General features: G+C 73.8%; 8 protein-coding genes and 1 pseudogene. 2 read left to right on the top strand and 7 right to left on the bottom strand.

The features are described 5' to 3' along the window. Positions 1-59 precede the first annotated feature (59 nt). The 3 genes and pseudogenes from ACFVDM_RS30820 to ACFVDM_RS30810 form a co-directional block, all read right to left on the bottom strand. The gene (locus tag ACFVDM_RS30820) at positions 60-950 is read right to left on the bottom strand and encodes an enoyl-CoA hydratase-related protein (RefSeq protein ID WP_383648033.1); all 891 of its coding nucleotides are present in this window, start codon (positions 948-950) and stop codon (positions 60-62) included. Between the two features lie 27 nt (positions 951-977). Then, on the bottom strand, positions 978-2,162 hold the full coding sequence (locus tag ACFVDM_RS30815; protein ID WP_383648037.1) for a CaiB/BaiF CoA transferase family protein: 1,185 nt from the start codon (positions 2,160-2,162) through the stop codon (positions 978-980). A 141-nt stretch (positions 2,163-2,303) separates the two neighbouring features. Further along, a pseudogene (locus tag ACFVDM_RS30810) lies at positions 2,304-3,386 on the bottom strand (MmgE/PrpD family protein); the annotation flags it as partial. 499 nt (positions 3,387-3,885) lie between these two features. On the opposite strand from ACFVDM_RS30810, the gene ACFVDM_RS30805 reads away from it, so the two are divergent. Both ACFVDM_RS30805 and ACFVDM_RS30800 read left to right on the top strand, forming a co-directional pair. Continuing rightward, positions 3,886-4,503, top strand: a complete 618-nt coding sequence (locus ACFVDM_RS30805; RefSeq protein ID WP_383648031.1) for a TetR/AcrR family transcriptional regulator — start codon at positions 3,886-3,888, stop codon at positions 4,501-4,503. Between the two features lie 532 nt (positions 4,504-5,035). Then, positions 5,036-6,343, top strand: a complete 1,308-nt coding sequence (locus ACFVDM_RS30800; protein ID WP_383648029.1) for a cellulase family glycosylhydrolase — start codon at positions 5,036-5,038, stop codon at positions 6,341-6,343. An 86-nt stretch (positions 6,344-6,429) separates the two neighbouring features. On the opposite strand, the gene ACFVDM_RS30795 is transcribed toward ACFVDM_RS30800, so the two are convergent. The 4 genes from ACFVDM_RS30795 to ACFVDM_RS30780 all read right to left on the bottom strand — a co-directional run bounded on the left by ACFVDM_RS30795 (position 6,430) and on the right by ACFVDM_RS30780 (position 14,262). Next, the gene (locus ACFVDM_RS30795) at positions 6,430-9,792 is read right to left on the bottom strand and encodes a S8 family serine peptidase (RefSeq protein WP_383648027.1); all 3,363 of its coding nucleotides are present in this window, start codon (positions 9,790-9,792) and stop codon (positions 6,430-6,432) included. Continuing rightward, complete coding sequence (locus ACFVDM_RS30790) at positions 9,789-9,941, bottom strand: hypothetical protein (RefSeq protein WP_383648025.1); 153 nt, start codon at positions 9,939-9,941, stop codon at positions 9,789-9,791. The genes ACFVDM_RS30795 and ACFVDM_RS30790 overlap by 4 nt, the downstream gene beginning before the upstream one ends. A gap of 115 nt (positions 9,942-10,056) precedes the next feature. Further along, entirely contained in the window at positions 10,057-13,005 is a 2,949-nt protein-coding gene (locus ACFVDM_RS30785) for an ATP-binding protein (RefSeq protein WP_383648023.1), read from the bottom strand. 330 nt (positions 13,006-13,335) lie between these two features. Continuing rightward, complete coding sequence (locus ACFVDM_RS30780; protein ID WP_383648021.1) at positions 13,336-14,262, bottom strand: LLM class F420-dependent oxidoreductase; 927 nt, start codon at positions 14,260-14,262, stop codon at positions 13,336-13,338. Between the last annotated feature and the right edge of the window lie 129 nt (positions 14,263-14,391).

The raw sequence follows: 14,391 nt of genomic DNA, 5'->3' as shown, positions 1-14,391 counted from the left end.
GACAGGGGACGGCCCCCGCATCCGCGGGGGCCGTCCCCTGTCACGCCCGCCGAACGGGCTCAGCGGTCCGCCCACGGCAGATAGCCGGGAAGGTCCTGGGGCACCCGGCCGGGGAACCGCGGATCCCGCTTCTCGAAGAAGGACAGCACGCCCTCCTTGGCGTCGGGGCCGCGCACGGTGTCGTAGACCAGCCGGGAATCGAGCCGGTGGACCTCCTCGGGAGAGTCCGCCCACGCCATGCGGTGCACCAGCTGCCGGATGACGGCCACGGAGACCGGCGCCGTCCGCGCCGCCAGTTCGCGGGCCAGGGCGTACGCCGCGTCCAGCACCTCGTCGGCCGGGTGCAGACGCGTCACGAGCCCCGCGCGCAGCGCCTCGTCGGCCGGGACGATCCGGCCCGACACCAGCCAGTCCATCGTCGCGGTCATACCCACGATCCGGGGCAGGAACCAGGCGGACCCGCCCTCGGGCACGATGCCGCGCCGGCTGAACGGGAAGCCGAACCGCGCGTCGTCGGCGGCCAGCCGGAAGTCGGCCGGCAGCAGCATCGTCGAACCGACGCCGACCGCCGCACCGCGCACGGCCGCGATCACCGGCTTGTCCAGCGCGTACAGGACCCGGGTGACGAGACCGGCCGGTTCCTGGTAGGTCCCGGCCGCGTACTGCTCGGCGGCCTCGGTGTCGCCGGCCGCCGAGAAGCCCCGGGACGTGCCGTCGCCCGCGGAGAGGTCGGCGCCGACGCAGAAGTCCCGGCCCGCGCCGGTGAGGACGACGACCCGTACCGCCGGATCGGCGTCGGCGCGGCGCAGCGCGTCGGCGACCTCCAGGGCCATCGGCTTGGTGAAGCCGTTGCGGGCCTCGGGCCGGTTCAGGGTGACGGTCGCGACGCGGTCCGCGACCTCGTAGGCGATCTGCTCGTACGCGGCGGTGTGCGGCGCTGTTTCGGTCATGGGCGATGCTCCCTGTGCGGTGGCGGGTCAGACCGCGCCGTCGGCGCGAAGGACGGAGACGGCGGCCTCGTCGTAGCCGAGGCCGCGCAGAACGGAGTCGGTGTGCTCGCCGACGGCGGGCACGGGTCCCATGCGCGGGACGAGCCCCCGGGGCGTGGCCGGGGGCAGGAGCGCCCGCACCGGACCGCCCGGTGTGTCGACGTCCCGCCAGCGGTTGCGTGCCGCGAGCACCGGATGGTCCAGGAACTCGCCGACCGTGCGCAGCCGGGCGTTGGCCACCTTCGCCGCGTCCAGGAGCTCCACCGCCTCCTCGGCCCCGAGTTCGGCGAAGCGCGCGGCGACGATCGCGTTGAGCTCGGCGCGGTGGGCGACACGGGCGGAGTTGCGGTGGAAGCGCCGGTCCTCGGCGAGCCCCGCGTCGTCCAGGAACACCGCGCAGAAGGAGGCCCATTCGCGCGCGTTCTGGACGGCGAGCAGGACCGTCCGTCCGTCGGCCGTCTCGTACGGGCCGTAGGGGGCGATCGTCGCGTGCTGGGCGCCCACCCGCTCCGGCTGGGTGCCCGCGTACGCCGTGTAGTACATCGGCGAGCCCATCCACTCCGACAGCGCCTCGAAGAGCGAGACCTCCACGGGCCGGGCCGCACCCGTGGCGCGGCGTTCGTACAGGGCGGCGAGGATGCCCGAGTACGCGTACATGCCGGCGGCGATGTCGGCGATGGAGATGCCCACCTTCGCGGGCTCCTCGGGCGATCCGGTGAGCGAGACGACGCCGGTCTCGCACTGGACGAGCAGGTCGTACGCCTTGTGCCCGGCCCAGGGGCCGTCGTTTCCGTAACCGGAGATGTCGCAGACGACGAGTCCGGGGTGGCTGACCGCCAGGGCGTCGGCGCCCAGGCCGAGTCTGCGGGCCGCGCCGGGGGCGAGGTTCTGCACGAAGACGTCGGCTCCGTCCAGCAGCCGGCCCAGCACCTCCCGCCCGCCCGGCGTCTTGATGTCCAGGGTGACGGACTCCTTGGAGCGGTTCAGCCACACGAAGTAGCTCGACTGCCCGTGCACGGACTCGTCGTAGCCGCGGGCGAAGTCGCCGGCCCCCGGGCGTTCCACCTTGATGACACGGGCGCCGAGGTCGGCGAGCTGCCGGGTGGCGAAGGGGGCGGCGACGGCCTGTTCGAGGCTGACGACGGTGATGCCGTCGAGGGGAAGACGGTTCATGACGGGTCCAGGGGGCCGGGGGCGGGGAACGCGGTGCGCAGGATCTCCGGTGCGGATGCCCAGTCCGGGCGGGCGAGCAGGGCGGGTACGTCGGGGCCGCAGTCGGCGGTCTTGGCTGCGAACTCCCGGTCGGTCGGGGGGAGTCCGGGCGCGCCGGGGGGGAAGCGTGAGCGAGGCCCGGTGGACCTCGCCGTCGGCGGTCGTGATCTCCACGCGCGTCTCGCCGGTGAGCAGACCGCTCCCGCCGGGCGTGGTCACGGTGCGGACCAGCTCCACGAGGCGCCGGGCGGCGGGCCGGTTCACCTCGTCGTCGGTGAAGGAGGCGAAGCCCGGATGCCCGTCGAGCAGCGCGGCGGCGACGGCGTACTCCAGGCTGAACTTGCCTTCGAGACCGGTGCGGGGCCGGGAGTGGATCAGCGGGTGGACGGCGGCCGAGGGGGTGTGCACGACGATGTCCGTGATCCGCGCGGGATCGACGGGCGCCTGTTCGAGCAGCGACCGTACGGCTCCGACGGGGCGCTGCATCGCGTAGCAGCAGGGGAAGACCTTCACGGCGAGACCGTCCGGCACGGCGGGTGCGGCCGGGTCGGTGTCCAGCGCGTCCGGGTCGCCGCCGAGCAGGGCGAGCCAGTCGTCGAACGCCTCGGGATCCGCGCTCGCCCCCGCCGCGGCCAGACGCGCGGCACGCACGCCCGCGTCGGTGGCGAAGCCGACCTGGAGCGCCTTGGTGTCGGTGCCGAAGGCCCGCTGCACCCCGCCCGCGGCCGGCAGGGCCAGGGCCATCGCACGGGCGAGCCCCTCGGCGTCCAGCCCGAGGGCCAGCCCGGCTCCCACGGCCGCCGCCGGGGCGCCCGCGGTACAGGTGGCGTGCCAGCCGCGGGTGTAGTGCCGCCAGCCGAGCGCGGTGCCGATCCGCGCCATCACCCCGGCCGCGGCGAGATAGGCGCGGGCGTCGCCGCCGGCGGCCAGGACCGCGGGTACGCAGACGACGCTGATGTGGGCCGTGGACGGCAGATGCAGGTCGTCGAAGTCGAGCACATGCCCGAGAGCCGCCCAGCGGGCGGCCTCGGGCAGCCCCTCCGTGAGCCGTTCGAGCGCGTGGCCGCGCGCGGCGAGTGTGACGGCGAGGGTGTCCCGCAGCGACCGGTCGGCCAGGGCGAGATCGTCAGGGGCGGGGGCCAGCGCCGTGGCCCAGCGGGCCAGTGCGGCGGCGGAGTGCGGCATGCGGGCTCCAGGGGCAGGGGAGGGACCCTCGGGTCGGACGCGTCCGGTCCGGAATCGGCCCGGACGAGACCTGGAGGGCGCGCCGTGGTGTCGTCTCGCACGGTACCTGACTGAACGATCGATAAGCTAGCCCTGCGATGCGCCTCCGCGACGCGTGCGATCCTCGGTGCCGCGCGGGGTCCCGGGGTAGAATTGATCGAACGTTAATCACACGTGAGGCGGTGCGCAGGGGGCTTCCGGGCGCGTTCCTGAAATGTGCAGGCCAGGGATGTGTGCAACGGGTCACGGAGAGGCCCTTCCGGGCGTTCCAGGGATGGGGGAGTCCCTGGATTTATCATTTGTTCTATGAGTTCTGCCTGTTCAGAGCGGGTGGGCGTGGCTCATGCGGCGATCCGGGGCTGTCCGTCGGGCCGCAGCGGTACAGTGAGGCCGCCCATGGGGGCCGTTCGCCGGGCCGGCCGTCTCCGCCGGGCCGGGCGCCACGAGAGATCGGAGCGGAGTGTCCAGCCGACCTGCACCTGCCGGCCACAAGGCCATCATCGACGCCGCGCGTGCGGAGTTCTCCGACAAGGGATACGGAGCCACCTCGATCAGGGACATCGCGCAGCGCGCCGGCGTCAGCCTCTCCGCCCTGTACTACTACTACAAGGGCAAGCAGGAGGTGCTCGTCGCGATCCTGGAGGAAGGGGTCGAGGCGTTCGCCGCCGAATGCGAGGCGGCCCTGTCGGCGGCGGGCGACGACCCGGCCGAGCAACTGGAGGCCATCGTCTCCGCCACCGTGCGGTTCCGGGCGGGCCACCCGGCCCAGAGCAACATCGTGCTCAGCGAGGGCCGCAGTCTGGAGCCGGAGCACCTCGCGCGGTACCGCGAGAACGAGGAGCGGGGGACGAGCCGCTTCCGGGGCATCGTCGAACGTGGCATCGCGGAGGGCGTCTTCCTCACCCCCTACCCGGACGACGCGCGGCGCGCGGTCATCGCCATGTGCAACGCCATCGCCCAGTGGTACCGGCCCGACGGTCCGCTGACCGTGGACGAACTGGTGGAGCGGTACGTCTCGCTGGCCCTGACACTCGTCGAGTACCGGCCGCGCACGGCCCGCCGCGCGGTGCGCCCCTGACCGCCCCCGGAGGCGGAGCGGCCGGCGCCGGATTATGCGTCCGGATGAGCCGAACTCCACTCCTGTACCGGTTTATTGACGGGAAAGGTATGGGCCTGGGTTGCGACTGTCAATCACCCAGGAATATGACTTCTGTACAGGCAGAACGTATGTTGCGGCTTCTCCTTATGGCTAGCCAGCAGGTTTAGCGGTTTAGTAAGAGGCCTGATCCGCTGATGCGTAAACGAGTTGCCAACCGGCTATTGACAGGGATGTGACAGTCGGTGCCTCATGGTGGTGCGACGGGCCGGGAGACGTGCACCGGGCCGAAGTCGCCGCCGTCCCAGGACGGTTGTCCGGTGTTCACCCCCCACACCCATGACGTCTGCGAAGCCTGCCCCCGGCATCACCCCGCCGGTCGGTCACGGTGCTCGTCCGGCATGTCCGCACGAGGCGGAGCCGCGCTTGGACATCGTTGTCATGGAAGGGCGGTCCACTCCCTGGAGCCGCCCGGCCCGAGCCCGTCCCACCCCCTGCGCACCCGAGGAGAGAGATGCGAAAGCCCAGAAACTCCCTGATCACCACGGCCGGTCTGGCCTGCGCCGCCGCCCTGGGCCTGCTGGCCTCCGTCACCGGTCCCGCCGTCGGCGAGGCCGCGGCCGCCCCCACCGGAATCCGGGTCAGCGACGGCCGCGTGGTCGAGGCGAACGGGAACGACTTCGTCATGCGCGGCGTCAACCACGCCTACGCCTGGTACCCGGAGCGCACCACCGCCATCGCCGACATCGCGGCCAAGGGCGCCAACACTGTCCGGGTCGTGCTGGGCAGCGGCGACCGGTGGACCCGTACGAGCGCGTCCGAGGTCACCGGCATCATCGGACAGTGCAAGGCGAACAAGGTCATCTGCGTGCTGGAGGTGCACGACACCACCGGCTACGGCGAGGACGGCGCCGCCACCACCCTCGACAAGGCCGCCGACTACTGGATCGGTCTGAAGAGCGTCCTCCAGGGACAGGAGGACTACGTCGTCGTCAACATCGGCAACGAGCCCTTCGGCAACACGGGCTACACGGCGTGGACGGATGCCACCAAGCACGCGATCGGCAGACTGCGCGCCGCCGGCCTCACCCACGCCCTCATGGTCGACGCGCCCAACTGGGGCCAGGACTGGTCCGGCACCATGCGCTCCAACGCGGCCTCGGTCTTCGCCTCCGACCCCGACCGCAACACCATCTTCTCGATCCACATGTACGGCGTGTACGACACCGCGGCCGAGGTCCAGGACTATCTGAACCACTTCGTCGCGGCGAAACTCCCCATTGTCGTCGGTGAGTTCGGCGACCAGCACAGCGACGGGAACCCGGACGAGGACGCCATCATGGCGACCACCCGGTCCCTGGGCATCGGCTACCTCGGCTGGTCCTGGAGCGGCAACGGCAGCGGCGTCGAATACCTCGACATGGTGAACGGCTTCGACGCCGACTCCCTGACCGGCTGGGGCCGGCGCTTCTTCGACGGTGCCGACGGCATCGCCGCCACGTCCGAGCGCGCCACCGTCTACGGCGGCGGGAGCGGAAACCCCGGCGGTGGCGAGGAGGGCGGTACGGCGCCGAACGGTTATCCGTACTGCGTGAACGGCGGGGCGTCGGATCCGGACGGTGACGGCTGGGGCTGGGAGCAGAGCCGGTCCTGCGTCGTCCGGGGCAGCGGCGCGGACGGTGACGGCGGATCGGGAAGCGGTACGGCGCCGAACGGTTATCCGTACTGCGTGAACGGGGGCGCTTCGGATCCGGACGGTGACGGCTGGGGCTGGGAGCAGAACCGCTCGTGCGTCGTCCGGGGCAGCGGCGCCGACCACTGAGCCCGCGCACACGCGCACGGCCGGCCGGTCCGGGACGCTCCCGGGCCGGCCGGCCGCCACGTGAACGGACCGGCGTCCGCGTCCAATCAGCCGGTCGCGGAACCCGCGGACCCGCCCGTGAAGTCGATCCGGACCTCGTTCGAGCAGTGCCGCGTGCCCACGTCGCAGAGCCGGTACGTGTACACCGGCCTGCCCCGTACACCGATCCGGTCCGTGTAGCGCCCGGTGTTGGGCACGGTCGCCACGACCCTGCCGTTCCGGACGACCTCGACCTTCGCGGTGGCCGCGCCGTCCCAGGTGAGCGCCGTGCGGTGCACGCCACGGACCAGGCCGCCCGTGGCCCCCATCTCGTACCGCGCTCCCGTCCGCACCTTGACCACCTGGCCGGGCCCGGTCATCGTGCCGAAGTACGCGTAGTCGCCGCGCGGGTCGACGACACCGGAGACCAGGGCGTCCTCGTCACCGGCGAGGGTGGTGTAGCCCGCACCCTCGAAGCGCTCCAGATCGACGTTGACGACCCGGCCCGGCACGGACAGGGTGCCGAAGGAGGCGTACCGCCCGCCCGGATCCATCACGGCGGAGAAGAACGCCGCGCCACCGGACGGGGAGATCGTCCCGGCGTGCTCGAAGGCCGCGAGGTCCACCCGGGCGATCTTGCCGCCGCCACTGCCCTCACCGGTGCCGAAGTAGGCGTACCGGTCGTCCGGGGCGATGACCGCCGAGCGCAGATAGGCCTGGTTGTCGGGCAGGGCCAGCGAAGCCGTCTCCTTCATGGCGGCCAGGTCGATCTTCACCACACGCCCCTGCGGATAGGTCAGGGTGCCGAAGTAGGCGAACGCGCCCTTGGAGTCGATGACTCCGCTGCTGAGGAAGTCCTCGCCCGCGGGGAGCGTGACCGCGTCGGCCCGGGTGAAGGTGGTCAGGTCGACCTTCACCACCCGGCCCGGATTGGTGCCCGTACCGAAGTAGGCGTATTTCCCGGCCGGGTCGATCACCGCAGAGCGCAGATTGTCCTCACCCGCTCCGAGCACGAGGATCTTGTCCATGGTGAAGGTGGCGAGGTCGATCCGCACCACGCGCCCGGGGGTCGCCGCGACCGCGAAGTAGGCGTACTTCCCGGCCGGGTCCATCACCGCCGCCTGGAGCAGCTTCATCCCGACCCCGACCGAGACGGTGCCCACCCGCTTGAACGTCCTGAGGTCGATCTTCGCGATGTGCCCGGGGAGCGGATCCTGCGCGTTGGAGGTGCCGAAGTAGGCGTAGCGGCCCTCGGGGTCGACGACCGCGGAGTCCATGTTCTTCTCCACGCCGCGCATCCGCAGCGTCTCCGTGCGCGCCGGGATCACCGAGCCGGTGCCGCTCACGGCCACCGCGCGCGGCCGGTCGGTGGCGTCGTCGACGAGCGAGATCGTGCCGCTGTCCCTGCCGACGGCGGTCGGCCGGAAGGAGATCTCGACCGTGCAGTGCTCCTTGCGGGCCAGGGTGAACGGGGCGAAGCCGCAGGTCCCGGCCTCGTGGACGAACGCGCCGTCATGGTCGGTGACCGAGGACACGGTCACCGGACGGCTGCCGTTGCTGGTCAGTGTGACGGTCACCGGGCCGCCGGTGGTCCCGATCGGCACCGAGCCGAGGTCCGTCCGCCCGACCGCCAGATCGAGGACCTTCCCCGGGCGGGCGCCCAGCGCGAGATCGGCGCTCTCCGTCGCGCCCTCGGTGACGGTGACGTCCGCCGTCCCCGTGGTGTACGCGGGGGCCGAGGCCGACAGGGTGTACGCGCCGACCGAGGCCGGGAACGTGTAGCGGCCGTCCGCCCCGGTCGTCCGCTCCAGGCCCACCGGACGGCCCTCGCCGTCCCGGAGCGTCACGGTCGCATCGGCGAGCGGCTCGCCGTTCGTCGCGTCGGTGACCAGGCCGGTGACGGTGCCGGTGGCCCCGCGCGGAGCCTTCGTCACGGCGGCGTAGGCGTCCAGTCGGCCATGGCCGTAGACGTTGTTGTCGCCGGCCGTGCCGCCGCACGAGACGTCGTCCACGTCGACGGCGGTTTCGTCGAGCAGCCGGCGGGTCTCCTCGATGTCACGGGCGACCGACGGCGCGGCCGACCACAGGAGCGCGATGGCCCCGGCCACATGCGGAGCGGCCATCGAGGTGCCACTGCCGACGGCGTACTTCCCGCCCGGGTACGCCGAGCGGACCGCCACACCGGGCGCCGAGACGTCCGGCTTGATCAGCCCGTCGTCGAAGGCCGAGGGGCCCCGGCTGGAGAAGGAGGCGACGTTTCCGTCCGGATCGAAGGCGCCGACGCCGTAACTCTCCGGCATGTTCCCCGGGTTGCCGTCCGTGGAGCAGGCGGGCCCCTCGTTGCCGTTGGAGAAGACCGGGAAGATCCCGGCCGCCACCCAGGCCTTCACCGTCTGCTGGAACCACGGATCGTTGCCCGCGGCCGAGCTGCCCCACGAGTTGTTGATCACGTGCGGGCGCAGGTCGGGGCGCGGGTTCTTCCCGTGGGCGTCGGTCGGGGCGAGCATGAACTGCCCGGCGGCCAGCAGCGAGCGCTGGGTGCAACTGCTGAGCTCGCACCCCTTGGCCGAGATCCACTGGGCCTGCGGAGCGACACCGACGTGGTTGCCGGGACCGTCGTCACCGACCATCGTGCCGAGGGTGTGGGTGCCGTGGCCGACGTTGTCACAGGGAACGCTGTTGATGATGCCGCAGACGATCGCAGGGTCGTACCAGTTGTAGGCGTGGGTGAAGGTTCCGTCGCCGTTGTTGCCCCTGTACTGCTTCACCAGCGCCGGATGATCGAACTGGGCGCCGGAGTCGATGCTTCCGACGACGATGCCCTGACCCTTCGCGCCGTACTCCTCCCACACCTTCGGGGCGCCGATCCGGTCCACGCCCCACTCCACGTCGTCGACCGCCGGTTCGGCTGCCGTGGCGGTGAGCTTCGGCAGGGCGTAGGTCCGGTCGGCGGCGACCCGCTCGATACCCGGAAGCTTCTCGATCCGGGCGAGCAGATCCGCGTCGCCGGTGACCTGGACGGCGTTGGCGAGCCAGTAGGGCGTGTACGTGTACGCCTTGGTACGCGCCGGCCGGTGCGCGTCGGCGTCGCGGACCGTCTCGATGAGCCCGGCCTGGCTGGCGGACGCGGTCCTCACGAGCCGTTCGCGCACCTCGCGGCCCTGCCGGGCCCGGTCCTTGATCCGGGCCGCGCCGCTCAGATCGGCACGGTCCTCGAAGTAGACCCAGAACGTCGACCGGCCCCGGGCGGCCAGGTCCTCGGTGACCTCGGACTCGACGGCGGGGCGGTCGCCCCGGGGCGCGGCGGCGGGGGTGGCCTGGGCGACGGCGGGGAGCCCGGCCGCCGCGAGTCCGGCGGCCAGGAGCAGGGCCCGCAGGCGCGGAACGGCGGGGCGTCCGCGACCGGGTCCGTTCTTCCATGGGAGTGTCACAGCGGTTCGAACCCTTCCTCGTACGACTCGTGGTCGTGGGCATGGCCCTCGGGCCGGTCGGCCGGGGGCGTCAACGGGGGTTCCGGCGGGAGCGGTGGGGCGTCGGGCCCGGTGTCGGGCGTGGCGCCGTCGGGCGACGGGTGGTTCATGACGGCTCAGCCTCGGGGCGCCGGGCCCGCCGTGCGAGTGTCCGGATGACCCAATCAATGGGGGCCGCCCCTGGAGTGGGTCGTCCGGGGCGGGGGAACGGAGGCGGTACGCCGCTCAGGCGGGGGCGGAGCCGTCCCGGTCGTCCGCGAGCAGTCCGGCCTCGGCCGCCGCCATGGCTGCCGCCGTCCGGGTCGTGACCCTCAACTTCCGCATGGCCGAACCCAGATGGCGGCCCACGGTCCGCGGCGACAGGAACAGCGCCTCGGCCGCCTCACGGTTGGTCAGCCCCCGGGCCACCAGGGCCAGCACCTCGCGCTCCCTCGGCGAGAGCGCGTCCCCGTACCCGCGCCGCCCGCGCCGCCAGGGACGGACCACGTCGTCCCCCGCGCCCCGCAGCACGCGCGCGATCCGGTCCCCGTCCCGGGCGGCCCCCAGGGCCGTGAGCCTCGGATGCGCGGCGCGCAGCACATCGAGCCCGTCCTCCCGGCCCGCCGCGATCAGACAGCGTCCGAGCCCTTCGAGGGCCAGCAGTTCGTCGTACGGGCGGGGGAGCGCTGCCCAGACCTCGGCGGCGGCCCGGTAGTGGCCGGCGGCCCCGGCGGGGTCGCCGCCGTGCTCGGCCAGGACCGCCGCGCAGAGCGACGAAGCGCCCGCCGCGGCGGGCGCGGGCGAAGGGCCGGCGGCGGCCCGGAACGCGGCGGCGAACGAGACGGCCTCGCCCTCCCGCCCCAGGCGGACCAGCGCCTCCGTGTGGACGGGCGCGAGATCGGCGAACCACAGCCACACGCCCTTGGCGGCGACGGCCCGCGCGGCCGGCTCCGTCAGCTCCAGCGCCGCCCCCGGATCCCCGTCCCGCAGGGCGCGGCGGCCGAGCAGCGCCCGGGGGAGCAGGGCGACCGGCTCGGCGATGCCCAGCGCGTCCAGTTCCCGGGCCGCGTCGCGCAGTGCCGTGCCGTCGTCGGCGGCCGGTGCGGTGACCCCCGTGACCAGACCCGCGAGCACCCGGGCCACCAGGGTGTCGTGGAGCTCCGTCGTCTCGGCGTCCGCCAGCCGGCGCATCGCGGCCGGGAGCCCGTCCCAGTCACCGGTGTGCCAGGCGAGCAGGGCCTCGATCAGCCGCGAACCCTCGGCGACCCGGTGGTGTTCGGCGTCCGGGATGAGAGCGGCGGCCGCGCGCAGCAGCTCCCGGGTCTCGTCGTAACGGCCCCAGGGCAGGGCGGCCGCCGCCACGTTGAGCAGACCGGTGGCCAGGACGCCCAGATCGCGCGGGCCCGCGTCCTCCGGGCGGCGCAGCTCCCGTACCGCCGTCCACGCCGAGGCGTCGCCGAGCAGCAGCAGGGTCGCGGCGCGGGCGGTGGAGACGGCGATGCGCAGATGGGCCGACTCGGCACGCCGGGCACGGTCCTCCGCGCGGCGCAGCCAGTCGAGATGGCGGGCGGCCGGCCAGTCGGGGACCACCGGCATGGCGAGGCTGCACATGGTCACCCCGGCCAGGTCCGGGCGGTGCCGCAGCGCGGGCACGGCCGCCTCGAACTCGGCGAACGCGGCGGGGCGGCGCCCCGCCCGCCACAGCACCCGGCCCAGCAGCAGCCGCAGTTCACCGCTGTCGGCGCGGTCCAGACGCGGATCGTCGATGACCGAGCGGATCGCGTCCACGGCCGTGTCCATGAGGTCACCCAGGGCGGCCCCGCCGTAGAACACCGCCTCGCCCAGCTTGGTGGCGAGCCGGCGGCGCCGGCCCGCGGGCCCCTCCACGCCGTCGCAGGGGGAGACGGGGTCCGGATCGGTCTCCAGGAGCTGGAGCAGCAGGGCGACGGCATCGCGGTCGTCGCCTGACTCCAGCGCCACATCGGCCCCGGCCTCCGCGTACCGCGACCAGGCCACCGGATCGCCGGACTCGCGGCTGTGGTGGGCGAGCCGTTCGAGCGCGTCCGGGGCCCGCCGCTGCCAGGCGGCCGCCGCACGGGCGTGCAGGGCGCGGCGGCGGGAGACGGGCATCGACGTGCCGACCGCCTGGGCGTCCAGGCCGTGCCGGAACACGAAGCGGCCGGCCCCGCTCTCCTGGAGCAGCCCCGAGGAGAGCGCCACGGCGAGCCCTTCGGCCGTCCCCTCGGGCGTCGTCCCGGCCACCTCGGAGAGCAGCCCCGCGTCGGCCGGGACACCGAGCACCGCGGCCGCCTCCAGCAGCCCGCGCCCCGTGCCCGTGATCCGGGTGAGCCGTTCCAGGACGGAATCGCGCACGGTGGCGGGTACTTCGAGGTCGTCCAGGACCCGGCGGATCCAGCGGCCCCCGCGCCGGACGACGTCGCGGCGGTCCGCCAGCAGCCGCACGCACTCCTCCACCGCCAGCGGCACGCCGTCCGTGCGTTCGCGCAGGAACGCCGCGAAGTCCGCCGAGACCCGCACACCGTCGAACATCGAGCCCACGAGCCGGCCGGTCTCCGCGGCCGACAGCGGTCCGAGGGCGATCCGGACCCGGCGCACCCCGACCGGGGCGCGCGAGGTGAGCCGCAGCAGCGAGGGGGCCCCGGCGATCTCGTCCGGCCGGAAGGTGACCACGAGCGAGCGGGTGCCGGTGCCCGAGGCGACCAGGGTGAGGAGCAGTTCGAGCGTGGTGGTGTCGGCCCAGTGCGCGTCCTCGACGACCAGGACGTCCACGGCGAGCCGGTCCAGCAGTTCGGCCAGGGCGCGGAAGAGCCGGTGGCGGGTGGCCCCGGCCGTCTCCAGCGGGTCGAGCGGCGGCGGGAGCAGCGCCGCCCATTCCGGGAAGAGGGGGCGCAGCGCGCCGGCGATCGGGCTGAGCCCGTCCGGGACCCGGTCGGGACTGAGCCGCCTGACACCGTCCACGACCGGTCCGAGCGGGAACGGTTCGGAGAGCGGCGGCGCGGTGCACCACAGCACGGTCCCGGTGGTGGCGCCGAGGACCTGGCGGACCAGCCGGCTCTTGCCGATGCCGGGTTCGCCCTCCACCACGACGAGGGCCGCGCCCGCGGCGACCGCCTCCCCCAGGGCCGCGACCTCCGACTCCCGGCCGACGAAGTCCGGCCCGCCCCCGACCGCCACACCGATTCCCCCTCACCGTCCCGCCCCGGGCCGTCCGGCCCCGCCCGCCCGTTCCAGCGGTGATCATGACAGAGCGGCCCGGGGGCGGGACAGGGTGCGGACAGGGGACCGGGTGGTGCCGGTGGCCCGTCCCCCACGAGCCGTGGGCCGGGGCTGTACGGCGACGTCCGGACGCGCCGCCCTCGGACGAGCCGCCCCCTGGACGCGGCGATCTCCGAACACGCCGTCCCCCGGCCCCGGACGCCCCGCCCTCCGAACGCCCCGCCCCCCCCCGGACGCGGAGACGTCCGAACGTACCGTCGCTGCCCCCCTCCGAAAGCGCCGCCCGGCCTACCCCGCCGCCAGTTCCCCGAGCAGGCGCCACGTCCGGCGGCGGTTCGGCTCCCCGGCCAGGTCCGTGCCGGAGAACACCACCTCCGTCGCCCCGGCGTCCCGGTAGCGCCGTACCTCCTCGGCCACCTCCTTCTCGTCGCCGATCACGGCCACGTCCCCGGCCCGACGGGCGCCCGACAGCTCGATGACCCGCGCGTACGAGGGGAACTGCTCGTAGAACGCCAGCTGCTCCGTCGCCAGCGCGCGGGCGCCCCCGGGATCGTCGGTGACCACGCCGTGGACCAGGGCCACGATGCGCGGCGCCGGCCGGCCGGCCGCCTCGGCGGCGGCGGTGACGGCCGGGACGATGTGCTCGGCGAGCGCCCGGGGCCCCGCCAGATAGGGCAGGATCCCGTCCGCCAGTTCGCCACTGGCCCGGAGCGCCTGCGGACCCATCGCGGCCACGAGGAGCGGGACCCCGCCCTCGGCGCCCGGGACGCGGGCGGGGAGCGGCGTCGAGGCGGTGATCAGCTCGCCGTGGAAGTCGGCCGTCCCCTCCTCGGTGAGCTGCCGCAGCGCGGTCAGGAACTCCCGCAGCCGGGCGATCGGCCGCTCGTAGGGGATGCCGAAGCCCGTCTCCGTCAGCGGTTTCGTGCCGAGCGCCAGACCGAGGTGGTAGCGCCCGTGGGTCGCGGCCTGGGCCGTCTGCGCCTGGCTGGAGACGATGAGCGGATGGCGCCCGAAGACCGGGATCGCCGAGGTGCCCACCTGGAGGCCGGGCACCTCACGGCCGACGATCGCCGCGAGCTGCGGGGAGTCGGCGCCGAAGGTCTGCCCGAACCAGGCGGACCGCAGCCCCGCGGCGGCGGCCTCCCGGGCGAGGTCCACGGTGGTGTCGATCTGGTTCTCGGACGCGGTCGCGCTGAGCGCTACTCCTAAGGTCATGCAGGGGGAACCGGACACCGGCGCCCCCGCATTCCGGATCGCGTATGACGGGTTCGTGTCGGTCGTATGAAGCCGTTCGAACACCCCCGGCATGATCGAAAGAGCGACGGGTTACCATATGAGCGCCGC

Origin of the sequence: Streptomyces sp. NPDC057682 (assembly GCF_042799575.1) — a bacterium.
Classification (GTDB): Bacteria; Actinomycetota; Actinomycetes; order Streptomycetales; family Streptomycetaceae; genus Streptomyces.
Note: the sequence above shows the minus strand (reverse complement) of the source record. Positions and strands in the feature narration are given on the sequence as shown.

Excerpts from the sequence above, each read along its gene's own strand:
- ACFVDM_RS30820 (WP_383648033.1), bottom strand. The coding sequence starts at position 950 with ATGACCGAAACAGCGCCGCACACCGCCGCGTACGAGCAGATCGCCTAC.
- ACFVDM_RS30815 (WP_383648037.1), bottom strand. The coding sequence starts at position 2,162 with ATGAACCGTCTTCCCCTCGACGGCATCACCGTCGTCAGCCTCGAACAG.
- ACFVDM_RS30800 (WP_383648029.1), top strand. The coding sequence starts at position 5,036 with ATGCGAAAGCCCAGAAACTCCCTGATCACCACGGCCGGTCTGGCCTGC.
- ACFVDM_RS30790 (WP_383648025.1), bottom strand. The coding sequence starts at position 9,941 with ATGAACCACCCGTCGCCCGACGGCGCCACGCCCGACACCGGGCCCGAC.
- ACFVDM_RS30780 (WP_383648021.1), bottom strand. The coding sequence starts at position 14,262 with ATGACCTTAGGAGTAGCGCTCAGCGCGACCGCGTCCGAGAACCAGATC.